The following is a 23,584-nucleotide window of genomic DNA, read 5'->3' on the forward strand; positions in this document are numbered from 1 at the left end:
ATTCAAGTGTCCGGCGCACGGGCACCGAATCACTCAATCTATGGAGATGGGTTATTTCAGCAAGCTGGCGTAGATCTGCAAGCCTTGCGGGGTGAGTGAGTACACTCGGCCGTCTTCTTTGGCAACCAAGCCGCTGTTCACCAATTGACGTAGGTGGAAGTTAAATTTGGTGTGATCTTCAATGCCAACCATGCGGCACAGATCCATAAACTTCACTTTACGATGCAATTTGAGCTGTTTGACCACCGTGCGGCGAATCGGGTTCGACAGCGCGCTGAAGATTTGGTCGTGCTCGCTTTCGGCAATATCCGCTTTCGGTGCGTGCTCTGCGTGGACGCGCTTCAGAGTGACCGATAAAGCCGCGAGATTAAATGGCTTAGTCAGAAACTCATCGGCGCCTTTTTTCATCGCATCAACGGCGATATCGACAGTGGCAAATGCGGTGGTGATGATGATGCCGATATTTGGCTGCAAGCGACGCAGCGACGTTAACGCATCAATGCCCGTCATGCCGCCCATCACGACGTCGAACAGCGCCAAATCAAACGGCTGTTTAGCGGCGATATCGAGCGCGTCTTCGGCGTTGTCACAGGCCGTGACAGCGAACGATTCTAACGTCAGCGCTTCGACCAGCACTTCGCGTAGCTGTGGATCGTCTTCTGCGAGTAACAGTTGTAACGTCATTGCATTTTCCTCGGGATACGAACTTCAACGGTCAGTCCATTATCATGGTTATACAGTAAGAGTTCGCCGTTGTGTTGCGAAATAATTTGTTTGCATAGTGCCAATCCCATGCCCGTCCCTTCGCCTTTGGGCTTGGTGGTGAAAAAAGGCTGGGTCGCTTTAGCGAGTAGTGCATCGGGCATGCCGCCACCGCAATCGGTAAACGTCAGGATGGCATTGAGCTTATTTTGAAAGCCTTGAATACGCAGCGATTTGTGGGTTGTGCTCGCATCCACACTGTTGCCAATCAGGTTGGTGAACACTTCTTCGAGCAGGCCTGCATCACCATAAACGCTCAACGTGCTGTCGACATTCACCAAGACATCAAAGCCTTCCAAACGATATTGATTGAGCGACAGCGCTTGATCGACGATTTCGGCCAACCGAACCGGTTGACGATGGATCGCTTTGTGATGCGCGTAATTGAGCACTTCTTGGCTGATCTCCGCCGCGCGTCCTAAACCGTAACGAATGCGGTCGATTTGACGTTTGTGATTGCTGTCGTGTGCCAGTTGATGTTCGAGCAAATCGCAGCTCATCAGCGCACTGCTTAAAGGCGTTTTGATCTCATGGGCGATGGCGGAAGTCAGTTCGCCCAACTCGCGCAGTTTGGCATCTTGCAGCGAGAGCTGCAGCGCGGATTGCAATTGCTGATCGTGCTCTTGATCGAACACGCGCATCGCATTCCACAAACTGAGCAAAATCCCATATCCGCACAGTAAGCGAATGATCTGTACCCACAACGCCGCGTCGTCGGTCAAAAAGCCGGTGCTAAAGGCATAGGCAATCAGCGCCACCCCCAGCAATTTAAACGCGCCGGGTGAGCCAAACCCTTCAAACTCAACTCGGTCGGCATAACTGTAAACCGCGAGCCCCGCCAATGAGCTAAAGCCCAGCCCCAACACCCAACGAATGTGGTTGCTGGCGTAATGGATAAACACCGGATACGCATAGTGATGATGCAGCCAGTACACACTGACCACAAACACGAACAGAAACAAGACGATGGCTTTTTTGATCAACGTAATTTGGCGTTGCGACCACATACTTAAAGGTAACATGCGCCAAGCAAAATAGGCCAAAGGCAGAAACGACAAGCCCAGTTTTAACACACGAAAGGTGTCGATGCCGCGTGTCAGAATGAATTCATGTTGATAGAGATCGAAATAAAGTTCAGACCAAATATGAAAGGCGTGGACCAAGCCAAACAGGGCAAAAATAGGCAGTAATTGGGCAATTCGATTGCTGCTGTTTTTTAGGTTTCGCGAGAATATGGCGAAAGCGGCGGCGAAAAAAGCCAGCCCTGAAAGCAGATAGAGTTTGAAAATGATGAGCATGTCCATTGCGCGAGTCTAAATGACATAAATGCGACTATCAATTGAGGAAATTGCTCAAAACATCACAGTTAGATTGCAGGAATCGGTATTGTAGCACGCCGCTTGCACAGGCTTGGGGCATTGAGGGGCGGGCAGGGAATTGACCCAGCGGCGTTCGTGACAATCCGCGAGTGGCCACGAACGCTCATGTGTTGCTATCGGTGGGCGGTTCTATCAGGCATCGCGGCGGCACTATGCCAGCAGCGCTTTGCCAAGGACGTTTTACTTGGGTGGATAGTAACCAAGGCGCATGCCGCCCCAATGGCGGCCATTCACCATCACCGGCACCGAAATATCATGCATCACTTCGCCCGTGTCGCGTTTATAGGTTTGCAGCAACATGGTTTGCGTGTGCTTGCCGCAGCGCAGGCCGACGCGGTCACCAAAAATTCGTTTGGTGCGATTGCGCGCCATGTCGACTTTGGGATCGCCCGTCAAGGCTTGGCAAAATTGGTTGTTATGGGTGGGCACGTAACCGTGATCGTCCGTGGCAATGGCGTAAACCATTTCGCGGCGCTGTTGGATGACCTGCTCTTGCAGTTCAGGCAACACGGCATCGCAGTATTGATCAAACGCAGTGTGATATTTGGCTGGCGAAGTATTGGCGATGGGTTGGTGCTGGCGATCAAACAGCGCCTGTTCGGCGATTTTGCCAGATGCAATATCGGCTTCAAAACGCGCGCCCACGGCTTTCGCCAATCCGGCGGCTAAATCGTAGAACGGACGATGAATGCTCTCCTCGAAATGTTCCACCAACACCGCATTGCTGTGTTCGGCGATTTGCATTAATTGCTCGGCTTCGCTTTGTAAATCAGAAAGTTCATTGTCGCTGTCGGACAGTTCGCCCTGAATGTGTTCGATTGATTCAGCGATTTGGCGCAGGCTGCGTTCGTTGGCAATCACATCCTGACTGATGCCACTCATTTGCGATTCTACTTCTTGCGATTGGTGGGCGATGCTGTGCAGCCGCTGATTCACGCTTTCGACTCGGGTGACACCTTGCTCGACCTTATCGGACAGCGCGGTGATGGTGGCCGTCACTTCCTGCGTTTCATCGAAAATTTGCTGCACAATGCCCGAGACTTCTTCGGTGCTGCGCGAAGTCCGTTCGGCAAGGCTGCGAACTTCATCGGCTACCACCGCAAACCCGCGGCCACTTTCACCGGCTCGCGCCGCTTCAATGGCGGCATTGAGCGCCAAAAGGTTGGTTTGCGCGGCGATGTTTTCAATCACTTCGGCCACCGTTTTGATGCGGTGCACTTGCGCGTCCAACGTTTGAATTTGGGTCACCGACGTCGCCGTTTGCGCGCTGATTTGCTGCATGCCCGCGATGGCGGATTCGAGCTCGCCGCGCCCCGCTTCGCTGGTGTCGCGCATGGTTTGCGTCGCGCCAAGTGCCGATTGCACGCTGGTGGCGGTCACGGCGAGGGTTTCGGTGATCGCATTGGAGGTGTCTGCGATGGTTTGAATGGAGTCGACTTGGCGTGAGGTTTGCGTTTTCACCACATCAATCGCGTACGAGACTTTGGCCGCACTCACGGCGTTGGTGTTGAGCTCGGCGGCGATCAAGGGGGCAATCACCTCTGCCTCGGTTTGAGCTATGTCAGCGTTGGCAGTTGTGTGCCCAACCCGTTGCAACAGCTCCATGATGACGCCCGTGAGAAGAATCAGTGCAGCACTTTCGATGCTGAGCCAAGCGCCACCTGCGGCTGCCAAAATGGCGCAGGCAGCGAGGTTCAAGCCAATACGTTGTTGAGCGGATAGCATACGTTGTCCTAGTCGTTATTATTGTGATTTTTATCCCTGCAGCTCCGTGTTGACGACGACCGTGCCAGCGTTGAAACAGCAGAGTAGCGCCTAAACTATAGCGTGATTTTCATCTGTAGAACGTTGAGCTTGTGCTGCCTTTCACTAAAGTCTAATTGCGCCTCAAAGCAGATATGTTAGGTCGCGATTTGGCGTGCCACCCGCCATTCCGTCTTGTATGCAGACCGTCGAAAACCTAATCATTAATTATTTTCATGTTGAACATGAAGTAATGCCACTTTTATTCATATAACCGCACATGTATAAAAACTACAGCGCTCATAACTCTAAATAATATTGATGGGGCGGATTCACCCAACCCAATCACGCCGCCCACATCGCATAACAACCGTGAAATGGACGAAGCGCAGAAAAGTCACTCAGGTTTAGCTCAGCAATAGGAAGGATGATTACCATGAATACAGGCTTTAAATTTACGATTAACAGTGTGGTCTTTGATGAGAATTATCATCCTTCTGATAGCACACGTATTACTACGAACTTCGCCAACTTGGCGCGCGGCGAAAGCCGTCAGTCGAACCTGCGTAATGCGCTGAAGATGATTGATAACCGCTTCAACGCACTGGCGAACTGGGACAACGCCAGCGGCGATCGTTACTCTGTTGAGCTGGAAATCATCTCGGTAGATCTGGATATCGAAGGCAGCGGCCAAGCATTTCCATCGATTGAAATTCTGAAAACCAACATCCTTGACCACAAAACCAACGAGCGCATTGAAGGCATTGTGGGCAATAACTTCTCCTCTTATGTGCGTGATTATGACTTCAGCGTATTGCTGCTAGAGCACAATAAGAACCAACCGACATTCTCGATCCCAGATGGCTTTGGCGACCTGCACGGCAAGCTGTTTAAAACCTTTGTGGATTCGCCAACCTACAAAGAAGCGTTTGCTAAACCGCCAGTCATTTGCCTGAGCGTGTCAGACAGCAAAGTCTACGAGCGCACGGAAAATCATCACCCGATTCTGGGCGATGAATACTTGCCGAATGAGTCGTCGCTGACTGAGCAATACTTCAAAAAAATGGGCTTGCAGGTGCGTTACTTCATGCCTGCGAATAGCGCCGCGCCTTTTGCGTTCTTCTTCTTTGGCGATCTGCTGAATGATTACACCAATCTAGAGCTGATCAGCACCATCAGCACCATGGAGACGTTCCAAAAGATCTATCGCCCGGAGATCTACAACGCCAATTCGTCGGCAGGACAACGCTACCAGCCGAACTTAAAGAACCTCGATCATTCCATTACCCAAATCGTGTATGACCGTGCAGAGCGTAGCCAGTTAGCGGTTGAGCAAGGGAAGTTTGCGCACGAACACTTTATCAAGCCGTATCAAACCATTCTTGAACAGTGGTCTGCCAACACACCTTTGTAATTCACTCACATTGATAGAAGCATTGATTATGAAAAAACTACTACCGACTTCAACCGCTGGCAGCCTACCGAAACCGACATGGCTGGCTCAACCGGAAACACTTTGGTCACCTTGGAAACTGCAAGGCCAGGAACTTACCGATGGCAAGCACGACGCACTGCGTGTGTCACTGCAAGAGCAACAACAGTCGGAAATCGATATCGTCAGCGATGGCGAACAGACGCGCCAACACTTTGTGACCACCTTTATTGAACACCTGAGCGGCGTTGATTTTGAGAACCGCAAAACGGTCACCATTCGTAATCGCTATGAGGCGAGTGTGCCAACCGTGGTGGGGCCGGTGTCGCGTCAGAAATCGGTGTTTGTTGAAGATGCGAAGTTCCTGCGTCAGCAAACCGACAAGCCGATCAAATGGGCGCTGCCTGGGCCGATGACCATGATCGACACCCTTTATGATGATCACTACAAGAGCCGCGAAAAACTGGCGTGGGAATTTGCCAAAATTCTGAATGAAGAAGCCAAAGAGCTGGAAGCGGCAGGTGTAGACATCATTCAGTTCGATGAACCTGCGTTTAACGTCTTCTTTGATGACGTGAACGAGTGGGGCATTGCGGCGCTGGAGCGCGCGATCGAAGGCCTGAAATGCGAAACCGCGGTGCACATCTGCTACGGCTACGGTATCAAAGCCAACACCGATTGGAAAAAGACGCTCGGGAATGAATGGCGTCAATACGAAGAAGTGTTCCCGAAATTGCAGCAATCGAACATCGATATCATTTCGCTTGAATGTCACAACTCCCGTGTGCCGATCGAACTACTGGAACTGGTGCGCGGCAAGAAAGTGATGGTTGGAGCGATTGATGTGGCGACCGACACGATTGAAACCCCCGAAGAAGTGGCCGCTACGCTGCGCAAAGCGCTGCAATTTGTTGATGCAGATAAGCTCTACCCATGCACCAACTGCGGCATGGCGCCTTTGTCACGCGACGTTGCTCGCGGCAAGTTAAGCGCACTTAGCGCTGGCGCGGAGATCATTCGCCAAGAGATTTTGGCCAAATCATAAGCGCCTTTGCACGCTGGGATTGAACTAGTAGTTCCGGTGACTCGACATCTCGAGACTGACGACAAAAAACGGGCCGAAGCCCGTTTTTTTATCTACATACTCCATAGAATCAGCGCGAGGATTTGCGGCGAGAGGATCCTTAAACACATCACCAATGGGTAGACGGTGGCGTAGGCAAGGGCAGACGCGCCGCTCTCTTCGTGAATGGCGTTGGCAAAGGCCAGCGCTGGTGGATCGGTCATCGAACCGGCCAGCATGCCGCAGATGGTCAGGTAGTTGATGTGGCCAAGCACGCGAGCGAGAATGCCGACGGTGATGAGTGGAATCGCGGTGATCAAGACGCCATAACCCATCCAACTCACGCCGTCGCCTTGCACCAGCGTTTCGACAAAGTTGCCGCCGGATTTAAGCCCGACCACCGCCAGAAACAGCACAATGCCGATTTCACGCAGCGCTAAGTTGGCGCTCGGTGGCATAAACCAATACATCTTCCCGATGCTGCCAATCCGGGCGAGGATCAGCGCGACAATTAGCGGGCCGCCCGCCAATCCCAGTTTGATCGCGGCAGGGAAACCCGGTAGATAGAACGGAATCGAACCCAGTAAAACCCCTAAACCGATCCCGACGAACACGGGTAGCATTTGCACCTGTTGCAGCTTTTGGTGGGCGTTACCCACCATGCCGCTAACCGCTTCAATTGCTTCCTGACGGCCAACCAGATTGAGAATGTCACCAAATTGCAGGGTTGAATTGCTGGTGGGCACCAGTTCGATACCCGAACGGTTTAAACGGGACACGACCACGTCGTATTTCTCTTTCAAATCCAGATCGCGCAGCTTCTTGCCGAGCACAATTTCATTGGTGACGACCAAACGTTGCACGCGCAGCGCTGTGCCACGAGTCGACAGCGACGCATCGACTTCTTCTCCAATCACCAACCGCGCTCTTTCGAGGGCGCTTTTGTCGCCCACTAAGTGCAGTAAGTCGTTCACTTCTACGCGTGAATCCGGTTTGGGAACGTGCAGTGTTTCACCCCGTTTGAGGCGCGAACATACAATGTCACCTTCGCTCAATGCCGGAATATCTTGCAGTTGCAAACCATTCAGATTGGGGTTTTTAACGGCGACGTTGATGGTGTGCAGATTCTCTTTTTTGTGGCCGTTGTGGGTTTCAAACTCGTCCGCTTCGCTGTTGACGTTGACGCGGAAAATCATGCGAAGCAGCCACATGGTGATCAAAATGCCGCAGATACCAAATGGGTAGGCGATGGCGTACCCCATGCCGGTGAGGTCGAGTAAGTTGCTCTCTGCACCCAGTTCGGTGAGGATTTGTTGGCCAGCACCGAGGGAGGGCGTGTTGGTGACTGCTCCGGAAAAGACGCCTAACATGACGGGCAGTGGTACATCAAACAGGTAATAAAGCGCAACGCTCACCACGCAACCGAGCAGAACAATGAGGGCCGCAAAGCCGTTGAGTTTGAGCCCGGAACTTCTCAGTGAAGAAAAGAAACCGGGGCCGACCTGAATTCCGATGGTGTAAACAAACAGAATGAGGCCAAACTCCTGAATGAAGTGTAAGGTTTCGTAGTTGAGTTGAACGCCCCAAGAGCCGGTAAAGTGACCGACTAGAATGCCGCCAAACAGCACCCCACCGATCCCCAAACCGACGCCATACACGCGCCAATTCCCAATCCACAGACCCAACACCGCTACCAGCGCAAGAATACTGATAGAGAGTGCGATATCACTCATAGCGAGTCTCCTGATCAATTAAAAATCATGGCGGGCAAACGCGATTGAACAGCAGACAGGGGTAGGCGTAAGAACTGCGAGAGTAAAACTGCAAGCGTGGTTAGGTCTACAGCTGAGGGGTTCAAATACGGAGACTCAATGGCTGTCGTCCGTTTTGTTGTTGCCCTGAACTGATTACCAGTAATACTGCAATGGTGCATAAAAGTTAACCGTGGTTATGCAAAATTGTGCACCTTGGCGGATATTGGTTCGCTGTGATAAATCTTTGTTAATTATAGGTAAATGGCGTTTATAAAAAGGGATGAAAGTGAATAAAATGCGACGTGAATGCCAGCCATAATTGGCCAACGAAGTGTGTGAGCGATGACGGTTTTTACGCCGTCATGCGCCGTTGAAAATTGAAAAATTAGAGACAGGTTTTGCGCGGCTTAGTGGTTGCGGATCTTGCTTTGCCAGTAGTGGTACAACCCGTCGATGTCGCCGGATGTCAGCAGTTTCATTGCCCCCTTGAGCTGCGCATCTGGCCAATGCCACCATTGCATCTCCAAGAGTGTCTCGATCTGTTCGGGCGTGAAGCGGAAACGAATGTGTTTCGCGGGATTGGAACCGACGATTTCATACGGCGCGACGTTTTTCGTCACCACCGCACGGCTGGCAATCACGGCACCATCGCCAATGGTCACGCCGGGCATGATCATCGCTTCTGAACCAATCCACACATCATTACCAATCACGGTATCGCCAGCGCGAACAAACCCATCGTCGGCATCGGTAAAGGTATCGTCGTCGACATAAAAGAACGGGAAAGTGCTGACCCAATCGGTGCGATGGCCTTGATTGCCCGCCATCATAAAGACTGCGCCGGAGCCGATGGCGCAGAACGCGCCGATGATCAGCCGATCCACATCTTCGCGATCAGGGTTTAAATAGCGCACGCAATCGTCGAAGCTGTGGCCGTGATAATAACCCGAGTAATAGCTGTGGCGACCCACGTGAATGTTAGGATTGGTCACCTGTTCGGTGAGCGGTTTACCTGAAAATGGGTTGTCAAAGTAGTTACTCACAACGATTCCTTAAGACGGTTTTAGACGACGGCATTGCGTGGCCGTGCCACTCAACACGTCGGAAAGTGTAAACGATTAAGCTGGCCGTTGACCACTGGCGTGCTGCAACAGTTGGCTTATCAGTTCTGTGGTGACCGCCGGTTCGCCCAATTGGCGACAGTTCTCAATCACCGGGCCACAGATTTCGTGAATCTCCATCGGGCGGCCTTTTTCACGATCGACCAGCATAGAGGTTTTGATCGCATCAAACTGACAAATGAGATCGAACATCGCATCGACGTCTTGCTCGGTCATGGTCACGCCGGCCACACTTGCCGCACGCGCTGTTTCCTGCATGATGGTGTGAATGGTGCGGCGCAGCACCGGATCGCGCGTCACCACGCCAGTGTCTTGCATGGTCAGCGCAGTGATGGGATTGACGGCGTTATTAATCATCAGCTTGCGCCACAAGGCGTAACTCACGTCGTCATACAATTGGTTGGGAATACCCGCATCAAGGAAGATGGCCGCGAGCTGTTCTAGCCATGGTTGGAGGGTCGGGTTGTGTTGTACGTTGGGCCAGGCGCCAAAATCAATTTGTGCGATGCCAGTCGCTTCCACCACGCCGGGGCTGAGCACATGGGCACCAATTTTCACCGCCAAGCCACCAATGGTGCGTTCGATGCCGAGCGCCTCGGCAATCACTTGTTCGTTGGTCACGCCGTTTTGAATCGACAACATCGGCACTGAACTGCCCGCCAACCAAGGCTGCATTTGCGCCAAAATCGGTGCGGTTGTGCTGCCTTTTGATGCGAGGATCAGCAGATCGAAGTCCGCTGCGTTCTCCTGCTTGCAAAGGCCCGCGACGTCGGTGGCGTTCACGCGGCCTTCAAACGAGAAATCAGGATGGCTGAGCGACAAGCCTTGGCTTTGCAAGGCATCAAGGTGAGCGCCTCGGGCTACCAAAACCACATCGTGACCAGCATGTAGTAAACGCGCTGCGTAGTAACATCCAATGCCGCCAGCGCCTAAAATCGCGAATTTCAAGGTTCTCCTCCTGAATGACCTTATTTATATTAGAGTCAACAGGTTACCCCTTATCGGAGTATGCGGCCAGCGGTTTCAGTCGACAAAATCTGCTTTAAAACGCCGCAGAAAGGGAGAATAATTTGTCGTCTTTCATTCAGGATCTCAACCCACAGGAGTGGATGATGAATTCGGACTTGCGTTGTTTCTTTGCACTGACCTTTGCAGCCGAGGAAAAAGCCCAGCTTCGCCGCGAGCGCGAGCGGCTCAAAACTCATGCCACGAAAGGGACGTTTACGCACAGCGATAACTTTCATCTCACGTTGGAATTCATTGGTGAGGTCGCAAGTGAGCATTTACCCACGCTGAAAGGCTTATTGCATGAGCTTGAATGCGCGCCGATGACACTTCATGTCGACCATCTCGGCCATTTCCATATCAAAGGTCGCCAACTGATTTGGCTGGGTGTGACCCAACAACATGACTTGATGGCTCTGCAAGCAGCGCTACGCATGAAGCTCGCTGACACCCCCTTTCCCCCAGAAAATCGACCTTATGTGCCGCACATTACGTTGGGACGGCACGTGATGCTCGATACCCGTTTGAGAGACATACCGATGGCGCCGTTGACGCTGGTGGTGCATTCCGTCGCATTGATGGAAAGCAAGCATGTTGACAACAAGCTGATCTATGACGTGCTAGAGGAAATTCGTTTGGTCGACTGAGCCGCCCGTATGTACCATGGGCAGCGTGCGTGTAACATGAACAAAGCATGTTCATGGATGATATTGGTGGCATAATGCTCACCTATTGACTGCAATGCCACGCAGCTATTTCATCTTTCAGTTTGTGAATGGTGAGGTGGGAATCGCAGCGTGATTTTTTCAAGGATGATATATGAGTATTGAACTGTGGGTGATGTTTGCGCTGGCGTATTTGGCAACCACGTTGACGCCGGGGCCGAATGTACTATTAGTGCTGAAAAACGCCGTGCAATATGGCTGGCGAACCACCTTTGTTACGGTAGCGGGTAATCTCAGTTGCCAGTTGATCATCGTGAGTTTGGTTGCGTTGGGTGTTGGCGAGTTGCTGAGCAAAATGCCACTGTGGTTTTTGGTGATGAAAGTACTGGGCGGCGCGTATTTAATCTACCTTGGAGTCAAAGCACTGCGTCAAAAGCAGCAAGGTTTACCCACCATTGAACGCACATCGCGCGGCGCGCGCAAATCCAATCTTCAACTGTTTCGTCAGTCATTCTTGGTGTCGGCTAGTAACCCCAAAACCATGATCTTTTTGTCGGCGTTTTTGCCGCAGTTCCTCGATGTAACACACCCGCACAGTGAACAGTTCGCTGTGATGTTTGGAACCATCGCGGTGACGGTGATGTCGGTGCATTTGGCGTATGTGTGGTTGGTCACTCAAGTCGGGCAAAAAGTGAGCCGCGGGCATTTTGAGCACATCATGGCGAAAGTGAGTGGAAGCTTGTTCATCACCATGGGCAGCGGTGTGCTGCTCAGTTCTCGCCCTTAATGTCAGTGAGGCGTCGCTGCAATTGGCCGTTGGTCTTCGTGCGTTGGCTTGTTAAGATGACGACCTCAACCCTGTAACCGATATCCGACCCCATGAGACTAGACAGCCGCCTTTCCCGTGTTTTGCACATCCTTTTGCATTTGGTGAAACAACCGATGACGTCGGAGCAATTTGCGACCATGCTCGGCACCAACGCGGTGGTGATTCGTCGCACGATGGCGGGGCTGCGAGATGCGGGGTATGTGACGTCCACCAAAGGGCAGGGCGGCGGCTGGACATTGTCGTGCGATCTCCAGCGCGTGACCTTACTCGATATCTATCAAGCGGTTGGCGAGCCGAAGATTTTTTCGATCGGCTTTGACAACGTCAACCCCAATTGCGTGGTTGAAAAAGCGGTGAATGCGTCGTTGCGTGATGTGTTGCACGAAGCGGAAGTGCTGCTACTGACTCGCTTTTCTCAGATCTCTCTGGCGGATCTCAGTCAAGAATTTATCGCGCAACTGGAATAATCCCCGCATCCCCTCTGTTTAAAAAATAACCTTAATTTTTTTGGCGTTGATCTCGTTTATCTCCTAACGTAACATTTTAAGTTACATTAGGAGGCGTCATGATGAATACACTATTTGATCAAGAACTGTTACACGGTGTTTGGGTTTGTTTGGTACTGGCGATCAGTGCATCGAGCATTTCCATCACCATCACACAAACCGAGTTGTTTGCGCCGCTGCGCGCGTTCACTGAGCGTTTGGGGCACATGATTGGTTACCTGTTTCGCTGTTTTTACTGCATGAGCCACTGGGTGGTGATTGCTGGCGTTGTGGTTTATCAACCGGTGGTGGTGCAAAGCCCGTATTGGCCGGTGGATCTGGTGGTTTCCACGTTTTTTGCCATCACGCTGAGCAGTTTTTTCAGCGGTCTGATGTTTCAGGTGTTTCAGGCGGCGATGGGTAAAAAAATCAAAGAGCTTGAAGTCCAAGCGCTGATGGCGGCTGCGGCCAGCAATGCATCCTCGGCCGTCAAGGCGGAGAAGGCTAAGGCATAAATCTGCTTGTTGTGAAAGGAGGCTGTGAGTGCTGTTGAAGCGCGACACGGCCTCCTTGCGTCTCGCGAGTGGTGATTGAACTACACTGTAGAAGGGATTCACCGAAACAAGTGAGAAAGACGATGAACAATTGGATCATGGCTGGGTTGATTGGCTTAACCTGTAGTTTCTCGACGTTGGCCTTGGCAAACCACCACGAAAAAACCGAAGGGATGATGGATGACGACGACATGGGCGCCATGCATCAAACCATGGGCATGTCTGCTGAAGAACGTGAAGCGTACAGGATGAAACTCAACGCGTGCGAAAAAGAGGGCCACAGTACCCAAACGTGTGAAGCGAAGTTAGAGCGCAGCCTCGGCAAAGCGGGTTCGATGCATCAAATCGACGAAGACAAAGCCAAATCGATGGACAAAGGAAAGTCGATAGACAAAGGAAAGTCCATGGAAAAGGCCAAGTCGATGGATAAAGCGAATGCCAAAGGCATGTCCGCGGAGGAGCGTGAAGCGTACATGACGAAACTCAAAGCGTGTGAGAAAGATGGCCGCAGCGCAAAAGAGTGTCAGGCGAAACTCGATAAACAGATGAACAAAGACAAAATGATGAAAAAAGAGAAGGACAAAAAAGACAAAACCTACTGAGTGTCCATCGGCATTTTGAGGGCGAACATTAGGTTCGCCCTTTGTTTTTCAGTGGCTTAACAATTCATGGATGCCTCATGTCGCCAAGCATGGCACAATGGCGTACTCCATTTTAGGATCACGAGCTCATGAACGATCTCCACCTCTACGTGGCGGCGATGTTGGATTCGACGCTTGCGCTGACGATTGCCGAACGCACCACAAATGAAGACACCACGCAAGACGACCAAGGTGAGCGACTTTACACGCGCGAACAAACCGTGACGTTTACCAATGGTGTGGTGATCCATCAATCGATTGAACAAGCATTCGATATGCAGCCCAACGATGCCGTGTGCGCCGAATGTTGGATCAGCTATCGTGTCGTGAGCGAGCCAGACACGATGAATATTACGCCGAAGCGAAAGCATTTTATCAATGCGTGTCAGCAGGCATTTTGGCTCAATATTCGCCGTGCTCAGCAGTAGTTGCGGGCTGTACTAGCGTTCGAGACGAACTGGTTTAAGCTTATAAAAAATAATCACCGACAGAGAATAAGAATCAGTGAAAGGCAAAATTACGCGTTGGCATGATGACAAAGGGTACGGCTTTATTACGGCGCCGGACGGCAAGAGTAAAATCTTCGTCCACATTTCGGCGGTGAAACATCGCGCTAAACGACTGGCGAAAAACGACACCGTGTCATTCGATGTAGAGCAGGATCGCAAAGGCCGATTGAACGCCGTGAATGTCGAATTGACTGGGGTTAAAGGGCTGTCAGTCACCGCGTTGTTTGGTGGCACGTTTTTGGTGTTTGTGTCGGGTGCCACCGTTCTATTGGGCGGTTCGGTGCTGTTTATTCCGCTTTATTTGGTGATGAGTGTCCTGACGTACATGGCGTATGCGGGCGATAAACGGGCCGCACAATTGGGCAATTGGCGCACATCAGAAAATACCTTACATGTGTTGGCGCTCGCCGGTGGTTGGCCCGGCGCGTTAATGGCACAAAGCCAGTTGCGGCATAAATCGAAAAAGCAGCCGTTCAAAACCATTCTGTGGCTGACTATTTTCATCAATATGGCCGGCTTTTTCTGGACGTTCTCTCAGCCCGGACATGACGTGATCACCCGTTTGACCCATTTGATTCTCTAGCGCATCGCGCTTAAAGAATGTGCAAAACGCCCGCGCGATATCAATGCAGCGGGCGTTTTGCGTTTGTAGACTGGTGTTACGATGACCGAGGATCGAAACCGTGAGCGACAACACTATTCAAGACATCATTGCCAGCTTTACTTCCATTGAACAGGCACTGACCTACTTTGAGATCGACTTTGATAGCCGATTTATCGACGAGTATCGTGAACCTCTGGCCAAACGTTTTTATGGCTATTTACTGCTCGAAAAACCGCAGGATTGGTTTGCTGCGCGACGTGCACTGAAAAACGCTTATTGTAAAATTCAACGAGGGCGGTTGGATCCTCACACGCGTTCGGCGTGCCGTGGCTACACGTCATGCCAGCGTCGCTGAGTGATGTTTCTGCGGAAAGAATGCGGGGGCGATAGACAAGTGACTGGATTGCATTTGCCTTCATTTTCCTCGCGCTGCGTATAGAGTTTGTGGTGAACGTTTTCTCAATCGCTATCGGTTTGATACAGTGACGCGAAGCCAACCAATAGCCAACTAATAGCCAAGCCAAGAATGACAGGGAGTTTGAATATGAAGCGATCGGTCAAGTGGATGTTGCTCGCCACAGGCGCGCTGTTAGGCGCGTGCACGCAGAGCGATTGGCGCACCGCAAGCCGAGAACCGGCAGGCATTGCGCCCGATCCGCAACACAATCGTCAAGCAGTGATTGAATTTTACGCCGCCGATGCGTTTAGTTGGCGCGGTTGGTTTGCTGTGCATACGTGGGTGGCGGTGAAGCCGCACGATGCCGAGCAATACACGGTCTATGAAGTGATTGGCTGGCGAGTGGATCGCGGTCAGCCTGCGCTGTATCAATATCAAACGGCGACGCCGGATCGTTACTGGTATGGCGCACGCCCTGAAAAAGTGCTGTCGATTCAAGGCGAAAAAGCCGAGCAGTTGATCCCGAAAGTGCAGGATGTGGTGGCGCTGTATCCGTGGGCCAACGAATACACCTTGTTCCCGGGGCCAAACAGCAATACGTTTCCGGCATGGGTGGGGCGGCAAGTGCCAGAATTGGGGCTGAAAATGCCATTTCGCGCGATTGGTAGTGGCTATGGCGGGTAAGAATTTCTCCCGAGTGTGAAAGCGGTTCATCAGGCGACTTTATTTGCGTGAGCGGAGCCGATAGAATGCGCAAAAAGCACAGAAAAGTAGACATCTCATGGCAAAACTTACGCTCCAGGAGCAAATGTTAAAAGCGGGCTTGGTGAACGAGAAGAAATTCAAGAAAGTTACCAAAGGCGCGAAAAAATCTCGCGTTCAATCACGCGAAGTCAAAGCGGCGGTTGAAGAGCAAAAGCGTCAGCAGCAAGAGCGTGACAAAGAACTGAATACGCAAAAGAACGAAGCGCGTTTAAGCAAAGAAATTCAGTCACAAGTGAAGCAACTGATTGAGCTGAACAAGCTCAACACCAAAGATGGCGACATCAAATACAACTTTACCGACGGCACGCTGGTGAAATCGTTGTATGTGACCTCACTGCTGCGCGAGCAATTGATCAAAGGCATTGTGGCGATTGCGCGATACGAAGACACATACGTGATTATTCCAAGCGTTGTCGCCAATAAAATTGCGCAACGTGATGAGCAAACCATCATCGAGCAACAGGTTGCTTCAAGCGACACGGTGGATGAAGACGATCCGTACGCCGACTTCGTCGTACCAGACGATCTCATGTGGTAATTCACCGCAAAAAACAGACAGAAGCCCGAGCAATGCTCGGGCTTTTTTATCTTCGTAAAACGGGATTACAGCAGATCGGTGATGGCAATGCCGACACCAAAGCGCTGCTGATTGTGGTTGTAGTCAATCAGGTTTTCGCCATACCCCGTGGAGTATTTCGCGTAGCCGCGCACTTTACCCCAGATCGGGAAGGTTAACCCCAACTCGGCGTAGCCTTTGTGGGTGGCGAAGTTTTCACGTCCGGTAAAGTTCAGGGTGAGGTTGTCCCATTTATACGCGCCCATCAGCTCAAAGTGCCCCATGTAATCCGTGATGTCTGGGTTGTCATCGCCGTTGGGATCATCAGCGCTGGTTTTGTCATTTTCGGGAATGCGCCACCACGGACGCAGGTTGAGCGCCAAACGATTTTTCTCGTAGGCAAATGAGGCATATACGCGGTTCCAACTGCGCGACAAATCTTGTCGTTGGCCGTTGGACTGATGCTCAATGCCAAATCCTAACCAGGTGTTCCCGCCCAGCGGTTTCCAACGGGTGGGCGTGAAGTAAAACAGTTCCGGTTGATAATCGGTTTCGCGGAATGGGCGAGAAATCGATTCTGCATACACCTGCCAGTACGAGCGCAGTGTGAAGCCAAAGAACAGGGCATCATCTTCAAACAGCAGATCGGTATAATTGAGTGGCACTTTAAAACTGATTTGAAACTCCGATTCTGCTTTGCGCAGGCCATCTGCCCAACCTGATTCTTCATACGCTTGTCGGTTGATACTATCGGTGTAGACGATGGGTAAAATGTAGTTCATGCGATGCGCGGTCATCACAAAAGGACGAAATTCGGTGCTTTTTTCTGATTCGCGGCGTTGGCTCAGTAGGTCTTCTTTCTGCGTCTCGGACGGGGTTTCACTCATCGACTGACAACGCTGACGCACTTGGTTGATGGTCATTTCACCGCTCTGCGATTGGGTGGCCGTCAACAGACATCGGTCATAGTCACTGAGTTCTTGCGCCTTCAATAAAGGCGACGAGAGTAGCGTTGCCGCTAGCAGTGTCGTCTTCATGGTTGCATCCATGTTGCTTCCTTCGCATTCAATTAAGTTCAACCTCGCTATTATAAAGGCGCTTTGAAAGTAGGACGTAAGAGAATTGTTATTCGAGCGCTAAAAACGATAACTGTGCTGCTTTGCCCCATGATCATCGATGCATGATGTCGCGTGAGGAAACGGCCATCCATAAAAATATCCTGATTGACATCGAGGGCAACCTGCTCGCATCATGCCGGATTACATTTAGCGAACACGTTCAAAACTTCATCACAATGGTCATGTTAGAATGGTGCGCTTGCAGTGGGTTTGAGAAAAAATGATGTCTAAGTTGTTTAAAATAATGGTTTCGGTGAGCGCGGTATTTTTGGTGGGCTTTGGTGTGCTCGCCTTTCATTCCTACCAGTCGCTGACGTTCATGAATCACGGATTGCGGTGGTTTTGGGTCGACAGTCAACTGATCAGTTTCAACGATCACGCCATGCAAAGCGCCCGTGAACATCATTCCAATCAACTGATTTATCGTCAGGTGGATATCGGCCATCATCTGGCTGTGTTCCTCAACACCACCAACAATGGTTTCTTTTTGTTTACCTTCGTGAAAGATGCGCCGTGTGATGAAAAGTCACCGATTCAAGCCACGTTACAGGTGAATGAGGCGCCCAGCGAAACGGTGAAGTTCATCTGCCAAACAGCCAACAGCGCCGTGTATCGAATTGCCAAACCTGATTTTCATCAGTTGCAGTTGGCCAACAACGATTTTCAGTTTGATCTCAGCGGGGAATCTTGGGATTTTGACGCGTTGAAGAAAGATGACTACATGCAACGCAATTATCGTTTCTTTCAAAAACACAGCGGTGAAACGGTGTCGCCATGGGATCGGGATTAAGGGCGTTTGATCCTGCGTCTTCGCAGTAGCGCGTTCTCCAGATAAAAAAGAACCCCAAATATTGGGGTTCTTTGCATTGGGGCCGATTATTTACCGGGGCGTAGCACCGCTTTTTTCGGCACTGAACGGGGTTCGTCCAGCAAGCCAATGATCAGCGATGCCGTGGCGATCAAAAGCACGATCGTAAATGGGAAGCCCGTGGTTACCGCCATCGCTTGCGCGGCAGCAAGCCCGCCGCCCAGCAACAAGGCAATCGCCACCAAGCCTTCAAACGTACACCAGAAAATACGCTGCGGTGTTGGCGCATCCACTTTACCACCCGCGGCGATGGTGTCGATCACCAGTGAGCCGGAGTCGGCAGATGTGATGAAGAACACCACGACCAGAACGATACCCACGATCGAGGTGATGCTCGACAGCGGCATGATTTCCAGCATTTCAAATAGCTTCAGTGGTAAATCAGCGTTTTTCACCGCTTCGTAGCCTTCATTCACGAATTGGCTGATGGCGGTGCCGCCAAATGCGGTCATCCAGAATACACACACGGCGGATGGCACCAACAGCACACACACGATGAATTCACGCACGGTACGGCCGCGAGAGACGCGAGCGATGAACATGCCAACGAATGGTGACCATGAGATCCACCATGCCCAGTAGAATGATGTCCAACCTTGTGAGAAGTTAACATCAGGTCGTGCGAACGGATTCGACAACGCAGGCAGATTCGTGAGGTAAGCGCCGATGTTGTCAAAGAAACCAAGCAAAATCGCCGCCGTTGGGCCTGCAATCACGATAAACAGCAGGAGCAGTGCCGCCAAGCCCATGTTGATTTCAGACAGCAGTTTCACGCCGCCATTCAGGCCAGCGACCACCGAGATCAATGCAAACGCAGTGATGACCACAATCAACACGATTTGCGTGGTGTCAGTGAGTGGTACACCAAATAGGAAATTTAAGCCTGTTGCTGCTTGCGACGCGCCGTATCCCAACGAGGTGGCAAGGCCAAAGACCGTCGCGATGATCGCCAAAATATCGATGATATGACCCGTCCAGCCCCACACGCGTTCGCCAAACAGCGGATAGAAAATGGAGCGCATGGTCAGGGGCAATCCTTTATTAAAGGAGAAGATGGCTAAACCCAGCGCCAATAGCGCGTAAATCGCCCACGGGTGAAGTGCCCAGTGGTAAATGGTGGCAGCCATGCCCAGTGAGCGGGCCGCTTCCACATCGCCGATTGCACCTGCGAGCGGCGCCCAGTCGGTGCGTACGCCGTTTTCAAACACCGGACCTGCCAGTGATGTACTGAAGTGCGACATTGGCTCAGACACGCCAAAGAACACCAGACCAATCCCCATGCCAGCGGCAAACAGCATCGCCAGCCAGCCCATGTAGCTGTAATCTGGGGTGGCGTCGGTGCCACCAATGCGCACGCGGCCCAATGGTGAAATGGCTAAACCCAAGCAGACGATGACAAAAATGTTGCCGGAAAGAAGGAAAAACCAATCTAAGCTTGAGGTCAACCAAGAGCGCATGTGAACAAACAGAGGCTCAACTTGTTCACGGAAGATTAAGGTTGCGAAGACGAAAATCACGATCGCTAACCCAGAAACCGCAAACACGCGGTTATGAATATCAAGACCAAATGGCCCTACGGACACAATGACGTTGTCCTGTCCGACGGTATAGTCGGTGTCTATGGGCGTTGCTTTTCCGCTTGGATGCGGAATGCCGCCATTATTATCACTCATAGTCCTTCCTATTGCTTTGAATGCATTTACATCACATCGTGACCCGTTTGCTGGCCGGGCATGATGCCCCGGTTTTGTGCCACATCTTGGGCAAAATTCAACGAGGGTTCCACGCAGTGAATGAACGCGCGAGCGTTCGTCCAATGTGTACAAATGTGATATTCAACACGGTATTATATAGAATTTCTGAACTTATTTTGAGGGGGAAATGTTTCAGGAGTGTCATTTTATTTTCTCGATACAAGAATTTATCGTTTTCTCGCACGTCGATAACAATCCATCAGGTTGTGTAAAACAACCCATCAAAAAGGCGAACCCTGAGGTTCGCCTTTTGCGTGTACGTGAAAAACGTCATTACTCTTCGTAATTTTCAATGCTCGGGCAAGAGCAAATCAGGTTACGGTCGCCGTAGACGTTGTCGACACGATTGACCGTTGGCCAGTACTTCGAGGCTTTCGCTTGCGCGGAAGGGAAGCAGGCGATTTCGCGCGAGTACGGGTGAACCCATTCGTCGCTTGAAAGGTCAACTTGTGTATGTGGCGCGTTTACCAATGGGTTGTCTGCCAGTGGCCATACACCAGAATGAACTTGGTTGATCTCTTCGCGAATCGCGATCATCGCATCACAGAAACGATCCAGCTCGGCGAGATCTTCCGATTCTGTTGGTTCAACCATCAGCGTGCCCGCAACAGGGAACGACATGGTTGGCGCGTGGAAACCGTAGTCCATCAGACGTTTTGCGATGTCTTCTTCGCTAATGCCGGTTTCTTCTTTCAGCGGACGAATGTCGATAATACATTCGTGCGCAACGCGGCCATTCGCGCCACGGTACAGAACCGGATAGTGAGGACGCAGACGCTCCATCACATAGTTCGCATTCAGAATCGCCACTTCAGTCGCGTTGGTCAGGCCTTCTGCACCCATCATCGCGATGTAAGCCCAAGAGATAGGCAGAATCGAGGCGCTACCCAGATCCGCGGCAGAAACTGCGAAATCTGTGCCTTCCAGGCCGCCTTCAATGTGACCTGGCAGGAATGGTGCCAGATGCGATTTCACACCGATAGGACCCATGCCCGGGCCGCCGCCGCCGTGAGGAATACAGAACGTTTTGTGCAGGTTCAAGTGTGAGACATCAGAGCCGATAAAGCCTGGCGACGTCAAACCCACCTGAGCGTTCATGTTCGCGCCGTCTAGGTAAACCTGACCGCCAGCGGCATGAACCATGTCGCACACCTGACGCACCTGTTCTTCGTACACACCGTGTGTCGACGGGTAGGTGATCATGATGGCTGACAGGTTGTCTTTGTGTTTTTCGATTTTCTCTGCAAGGTCAGTGATATCCACGTTACCATTGTCATCACATTTCACCACCACGACTTTCATCGAAACCATTGATGCGGTCGCCGGGTTTGTACCGTGCGCAGAGCTTGGGATCAGGCAGACGTTACGATGGCCTTCGCCACGACTTTGGTGGTAGCGCTGAATCGCAACAAGACCTGCGTATTCGCCTGACGCACCCGAGTTGGGCTGCAGTGAGAACGCATCGTAACCGGTGATTTCACACAGTTTCGCTTTCAGATCGCTGGCCAGAGCCGCATAACCCGCCGCTTGAGCTTTGGGTGCGAATGGGTGAATGCAGCCAAATTCTGGCCAAGTCACCGGAATCATTTCTGCCGCAGCATTCAGCTTCATGGTACAGCTGCCCAGTGGGATCATGCCGTGCGTCAGAGAGAAGTCTTTGTTTTCCAGTTTTTTCAGGTAGCGCATCATTTGCGTTTCGCTGTGGTGCGTGTTGAAGACCGGGTGAGTCAGGTATTCAGACGTACGACGGCAGTTTTCTGGAATCGCAGCAAACTCGTTCGTTTCAATCGACGCCGACAGCGTTTCAACGCTTTCGCTGACGCCGAACACGCCAAACAACGCTTCGATATCGGCGATGCTGGTGGTTTCATCTAAGCTGATGCCCAGTTGAACAGGCAATTTACGCAGGTTGATGTCGGCCTGCTGTGCTTTCTGGTACAGCGCGTCAGTGTTGGCACCTGAATTGATGGTGATGGTGTCGAAGAAGCTGTTGTGCGCCAGTTCGAAGCCCGCTTTGGTCAGGCCAGCGGCCAGAATTGCAGTCAGGTGGTGCGTGCGGCGAGCAATCGTGCGCAGGCCTTCAGCACCGTGGAATACGGCGTAGAATGAGGCCATGTTTGCCAGCAGCGCTTGAGCGGTACAGATGTTGGAGGTCGCTTTCTCGCGGCGAATATGCTGCTCACGCGTTTGCATCGCCATACGCAGGGCTTGGTTGCCTTTGGCATCGATAGATACACCGATGACGCGGCCTGGCATGGTACGTTTGTACGCATCACGCGTTGCCATGAAGGCCGCGTGCGGACCGCCGTAACCCATCGGCACGCCGAAACGTTGCGCAGAACCGATCACCACGTCTGCGCCCATTTCGCCGGCAGGTTTCAGCAGCGTGCTGGCCAGCAGGTCAGTCGCGACTGTCACCAAGGTTTTATTGGCGTGCGCTTTGTCGATGATGTCCGTCAGATCGCGAACTTCACCCGTGGTGCTTGGGTATTGCAGTAGCGCACCAAACACGTCTTGTTCTGCTAGGCAATCGATTGCGCCAACCTGAACTTCAAAACCCAGGAAAGCCGCACGAGTCTTCACCACTTCGATGGTTTGCGGGTGAACGTCGTCTGCCACGTAGAAGACATTGCTCTTACTCTTACCTGCGCGGTGACATAGCGCCATTGCTTCGGCAGCCGCGGTCGCTTCGTCCAGCAGAGAGGCGTTCGCGATTTCCATCCCCGTCAGATCCATCACCATTTGTTGATAGTTCAGCAGCGATTCAAGACGACCCTGAGAAATTTCTGGTTGGTAAGGCGTATAAGCCGTGTACCAGCCCGGGTTTTCCATCACGTTACGTAGAATGACGTTGGGCGTGAAGGTGTTGTAGTAACCCTGACCGATGAAAGTGCGTTTGATTTGGTTTTGTTGGGCGAATGCTTTCATGGCAGTCAGCATGTCGGCTTCGCTTTTCGCTGGCGCAAGGCTCATTGGTTTTTCCAGACGAATGTTCGCTGGAACGGTTTCTGCAATCAGCGCTTCCAGAGAAGCCGCGTTGATTGTGTTGAGCATTTTCGCTTGGTCAGCGGTGTTGGGTCCGTTGTGGCGAGCAACGAACTCATTTTGAGTGCTTAGGCTGTGAAGTAATTCAGTCATTTTCCTTTCCCTTGAAAAAAAGCCGCCCGTAAGGGCAGCTTTATTCTGAGACATTAGTCTTCTTCGATAGAGCTCAGATACTCTTCGGCGTCTTTCAGATCGTCGAGTTCAGCTGCGTCAGACAGTTTCACTTTTACAATCCAGCCGCCGTCGTATGGCTGTTCGTTGATTAGCTCTGGGCTATCCTGAAGGTCTTCGTTCACTTCCACAATCACACCAGATACAGGCGCGTAGATGTCAGAAGCTGCTTTTACAGATTCAACCAGTGAGAAGCTTTCGCCTGCATCGCATTCGCTGTCGACTTCGGGTAGTTCAACAAACACAACATCGCCCAGCATTTCCTGAGCGTGCTCAGAGATGCCGATTGTTACTGTACCGTCACCGTTGTCGCGCACCCATTCATGGCTGTCTGTAAACTTCAGTGTTTTGTCCATTGCATAAT

The 23,584-nt window shown here is 51.7% G+C and carries 23 protein-coding genes; 13 read left to right on the forward strand and 10 right to left on the reverse strand.

From position 1 onward, the window contains the following. Positions 1-51: 51 nt before the first annotated feature. The 3 genes from ACF8PK_RS16665 to ACF8PK_RS16675 all read right to left on the reverse strand — a co-directional run bounded on the left by ACF8PK_RS16665 (position 52) and on the right by ACF8PK_RS16675 (position 3,866). Positions 52-684 (reverse strand): response regulator, encoded by a 633-nt coding sequence (locus ACF8PK_RS16665; RefSeq protein WP_004727747.1) that lies wholly within the window; start codon positions 682-684, stop codon positions 52-54. Then, entirely contained in the window at positions 681-2,066 is a 1,386-nt protein-coding gene (locus tag ACF8PK_RS16670) for a sensor histidine kinase (RefSeq protein ID WP_055465045.1), read from the reverse strand. Before ACF8PK_RS16670 ends, ACF8PK_RS16665 begins: the two co-directional genes overlap by 4 nt. A gap of 255 nt (positions 2,067-2,321) precedes the next feature. After that, positions 2,322-3,866, reverse strand: coding sequence for a methyl-accepting chemotaxis protein (locus tag ACF8PK_RS16675; protein WP_392442506.1), 1,545 nt, complete (start codon positions 3,864-3,866; stop codon positions 2,322-2,324). Between the two features lie 454 nt (positions 3,867-4,320). Between ACF8PK_RS16675 and ACF8PK_RS16680 the strand changes: the two genes are divergently transcribed. Then, complete coding sequence (locus ACF8PK_RS16680; protein WP_158164170.1) at positions 4,321-5,298, forward strand: DUF1852 domain-containing protein; 978 nt, start codon at positions 4,321-4,323, stop codon at positions 5,296-5,298. Between the two features lie 28 nt (positions 5,299-5,326). Then, the gene (locus ACF8PK_RS16685; protein WP_143679489.1) at positions 5,327-6,361 is read left to right on the forward strand and encodes a methionine synthase; all 1,035 of its coding nucleotides are present in this window, start codon (positions 5,327-5,329) and stop codon (positions 6,359-6,361) included. 92 nt (positions 6,362-6,453) lie between these two features. Here the strand turns inward: ACF8PK_RS16685 and ACF8PK_RS16690 are convergent, their stop codons facing one another. From ACF8PK_RS16690 to ACF8PK_RS16700, 3 genes are all read right to left on the reverse strand, one after another. Next, on the reverse strand, positions 6,454-8,112 hold the full coding sequence (locus ACF8PK_RS16690) for a putative transporter (protein WP_392442510.1): 1,659 nt from the start codon (positions 8,110-8,112) through the stop codon (positions 6,454-6,456). A gap of 428 nt (positions 8,113-8,540) precedes the next feature. Beyond that, positions 8,541-9,176: a type B chloramphenicol O-acetyltransferase gene (catB, locus tag ACF8PK_RS16695; RefSeq protein WP_392442512.1), complete on the reverse strand. Its 636-nt coding sequence runs from the start codon at positions 9,174-9,176 to the stop codon at positions 8,541-8,543. Between the two features lie 75 nt (positions 9,177-9,251). Then, entirely contained in the window at positions 9,252-10,202 is a 951-nt protein-coding gene (locus ACF8PK_RS16700; RefSeq protein WP_392442515.1) for a ketopantoate reductase family protein, read from the reverse strand. A gap of 122 nt (positions 10,203-10,324) precedes the next feature. On the opposite strand from ACF8PK_RS16700, the gene thpR reads away from it, so the two are divergent. From thpR to ACF8PK_RS16750, 10 genes are all read left to right on the forward strand, one after another. Further along, positions 10,325-10,906, forward strand: a complete 582-nt coding sequence (gene thpR / locus ACF8PK_RS16705; protein WP_392442516.1) for an RNA 2',3'-cyclic phosphodiesterase — start codon at positions 10,325-10,327, stop codon at positions 10,904-10,906. Between the two features lie 172 nt (positions 10,907-11,078). Continuing rightward, positions 11,079-11,711 (forward strand): LysE family translocator, encoded by a 633-nt coding sequence (locus ACF8PK_RS16710; protein WP_392442518.1) that lies wholly within the window; start codon positions 11,079-11,081, stop codon positions 11,709-11,711. 92 nt (positions 11,712-11,803) lie between these two features. Then, positions 11,804-12,220, forward strand: coding sequence for an Rrf2 family transcriptional regulator (locus ACF8PK_RS16715; RefSeq protein WP_081454243.1), 417 nt, complete (start codon positions 11,804-11,806; stop codon positions 12,218-12,220). Between the two features lie 98 nt (positions 12,221-12,318). Then, positions 12,319-12,753 (forward strand): DUF1360 domain-containing protein, encoded by a 435-nt coding sequence (locus ACF8PK_RS16720; protein ID WP_004727758.1) that lies wholly within the window; start codon positions 12,319-12,321, stop codon positions 12,751-12,753. A gap of 122 nt (positions 12,754-12,875) precedes the next feature. Next, positions 12,876-13,394 carry a hypothetical protein gene (locus ACF8PK_RS16725; RefSeq protein ID WP_392442522.1) on the forward strand — a complete coding sequence of 173 codons (519 nt, stop codon included), beginning with the start codon at positions 12,876-12,878 and terminating at the stop codon, positions 13,392-13,394. 128 nt (positions 13,395-13,522) lie between these two features. Next, positions 13,523-13,861, forward strand: coding sequence for a hypothetical protein (locus ACF8PK_RS16730; protein WP_392442523.1), 339 nt, complete (start codon positions 13,523-13,525; stop codon positions 13,859-13,861). A 76-nt stretch (positions 13,862-13,937) separates the two neighbouring features. Then, the gene (locus ACF8PK_RS16735; RefSeq protein WP_143679484.1) at positions 13,938-14,525 is read left to right on the forward strand and encodes a cold shock and DUF1294 domain-containing protein; all 588 of its coding nucleotides are present in this window, start codon (positions 13,938-13,940) and stop codon (positions 14,523-14,525) included. 100 nt (positions 14,526-14,625) lie between these two features. Beyond that, entirely contained in the window at positions 14,626-14,901 is a 276-nt protein-coding gene (locus ACF8PK_RS16740; protein WP_392442525.1) for a nitrogen fixation protein NifW, read from the forward strand. A gap of 189 nt (positions 14,902-15,090) precedes the next feature. After that, positions 15,091-15,627, forward strand: coding sequence for a DUF3750 domain-containing protein (locus ACF8PK_RS16745; RefSeq protein ID WP_392442527.1), 537 nt, complete (start codon positions 15,091-15,093; stop codon positions 15,625-15,627). A 97-nt stretch (positions 15,628-15,724) separates the two neighbouring features. Further along, the gene (locus tag ACF8PK_RS16750; RefSeq protein WP_038151923.1) at positions 15,725-16,246 is read left to right on the forward strand and encodes a DUF2058 domain-containing protein; all 522 of its coding nucleotides are present in this window, start codon (positions 15,725-15,727) and stop codon (positions 16,244-16,246) included. A gap of 65 nt (positions 16,247-16,311) precedes the next feature. Here ACF8PK_RS16750 and ACF8PK_RS16755 read toward each other — a convergent pair whose 3' ends face one another. Further along, a complete protein-coding gene (locus tag ACF8PK_RS16755; RefSeq protein ID WP_004727765.1) occupies positions 16,312-17,313 on the reverse strand; it encodes a phospholipase A in 1,002 nt (333 codons plus the stop codon). Between the two features lie 292 nt (positions 17,314-17,605). Between ACF8PK_RS16755 and ACF8PK_RS16760 the strand changes: the two genes are divergently transcribed. Then, on the forward strand, positions 17,606-18,172 hold the full coding sequence (locus ACF8PK_RS16760; RefSeq protein ID WP_370447179.1) for a hypothetical protein: 567 nt from the start codon (positions 17,606-17,608) through the stop codon (positions 18,170-18,172). A gap of 86 nt (positions 18,173-18,258) precedes the next feature. Here ACF8PK_RS16760 and ACF8PK_RS16765 read toward each other — a convergent pair whose 3' ends face one another. The 3 genes from ACF8PK_RS16765 to gcvH all read right to left on the reverse strand — a co-directional run bounded on the left by ACF8PK_RS16765 (position 18,259) and on the right by gcvH (position 23,576). After that, positions 18,259-19,923 (reverse strand): BCCT family transporter, encoded by a 1,665-nt coding sequence (locus tag ACF8PK_RS16765; protein ID WP_004727768.1) that lies wholly within the window; start codon positions 19,921-19,923, stop codon positions 18,259-18,261. Between the two features lie 354 nt (positions 19,924-20,277). Then, positions 20,278-23,142, reverse strand: a complete 2,865-nt coding sequence (gene gcvP / locus ACF8PK_RS16770; protein ID WP_392442530.1) for an aminomethyl-transferring glycine dehydrogenase — start codon at positions 23,140-23,142, stop codon at positions 20,278-20,280. Between the two features lie 53 nt (positions 23,143-23,195). Continuing rightward, the gene (gene gcvH, locus ACF8PK_RS16775; protein WP_004727770.1) at positions 23,196-23,576 is read right to left on the reverse strand and encodes a glycine cleavage system protein GcvH; all 381 of its coding nucleotides are present in this window, start codon (positions 23,574-23,576) and stop codon (positions 23,196-23,198) included. Positions 23,577-23,584 lie beyond the last annotated feature (8 nt).

This window comes from Vibrio sp. CJQ_6, assembly GCF_043106745.1.
GTDB lineage: Bacteria > Pseudomonadota > Gammaproteobacteria > Enterobacterales > Vibrionaceae > Vibrio > Vibrio furnissii.

Coding starts and splice junctions, on each gene's coding strand:
- ACF8PK_RS16665 (WP_004727747.1), bottom strand. CDS start 684: ATGACGTTACAACTGTTACTCGCAGAAGACGATCCACAGCTACGCGAA.
- ACF8PK_RS16670 (WP_055465045.1), bottom strand. CDS start 2,066: ATGGACATGCTCATCATTTTCAAACTCTATCTGCTTTCAGGGCTGGCT.
- ACF8PK_RS16675 (WP_392442506.1), bottom strand. CDS start 3,866: ATGCTATCCGCTCAACAACGTATTGGCTTGAACCTCGCTGCCTGCGCC.
- ACF8PK_RS16680 (WP_158164170.1), top strand. CDS start 4,321: ATGAATACAGGCTTTAAATTTACGATTAACAGTGTGGTCTTTGATGAG.
- ACF8PK_RS16685 (WP_143679489.1), top strand. CDS start 5,327: ATGAAAAAACTACTACCGACTTCAACCGCTGGCAGCCTACCGAAACCG.
- ACF8PK_RS16690 (WP_392442510.1), bottom strand. CDS start 8,112: ATGAGTGATATCGCACTCTCTATCAGTATTCTTGCGCTGGTAGCGGTG.
- ACF8PK_RS16710 (WP_392442518.1), top strand. CDS start 11,079: ATGAGTATTGAACTGTGGGTGATGTTTGCGCTGGCGTATTTGGCAACC.
- ACF8PK_RS16715 (WP_081454243.1), top strand. CDS start 11,804: ATGAGACTAGACAGCCGCCTTTCCCGTGTTTTGCACATCCTTTTGCAT.
- ACF8PK_RS16720 (WP_004727758.1), top strand. CDS start 12,319: ATGATGAATACACTATTTGATCAAGAACTGTTACACGGTGTTTGGGTT.
- ACF8PK_RS16725 (WP_392442522.1), top strand. CDS start 12,876: ATGAACAATTGGATCATGGCTGGGTTGATTGGCTTAACCTGTAGTTTC.
- ACF8PK_RS16730 (WP_392442523.1), top strand. CDS start 13,523: ATGAACGATCTCCACCTCTACGTGGCGGCGATGTTGGATTCGACGCTT.
- ACF8PK_RS16745 (WP_392442527.1), top strand. CDS start 15,091: ATGAAGCGATCGGTCAAGTGGATGTTGCTCGCCACAGGCGCGCTGTTA.
- ACF8PK_RS16750 (WP_038151923.1), top strand. CDS start 15,725: ATGGCAAAACTTACGCTCCAGGAGCAAATGTTAAAAGCGGGCTTGGTG.
- ACF8PK_RS16755 (WP_004727765.1), bottom strand. CDS start 17,313: ATGGATGCAACCATGAAGACGACACTGCTAGCGGCAACGCTACTCTCG.
- ACF8PK_RS16760 (WP_370447179.1), top strand. CDS start 17,606: ATGTCTAAGTTGTTTAAAATAATGGTTTCGGTGAGCGCGGTATTTTTG.
- ACF8PK_RS16765 (WP_004727768.1), bottom strand. CDS start 19,923: ATGAGTGATAATAATGGCGGCATTCCGCATCCAAGCGGAAAAGCAACG.
- gcvP (WP_392442530.1), bottom strand. CDS start 23,142: ATGACTGAATTACTTCACAGCCTAAGCACTCAAAATGAGTTCGTTGCT.
- gcvH (WP_004727770.1), bottom strand. CDS start 23,576: ATGGACAAAACACTGAAGTTTACAGACAGCCATGAATGGGTGCGCGAC.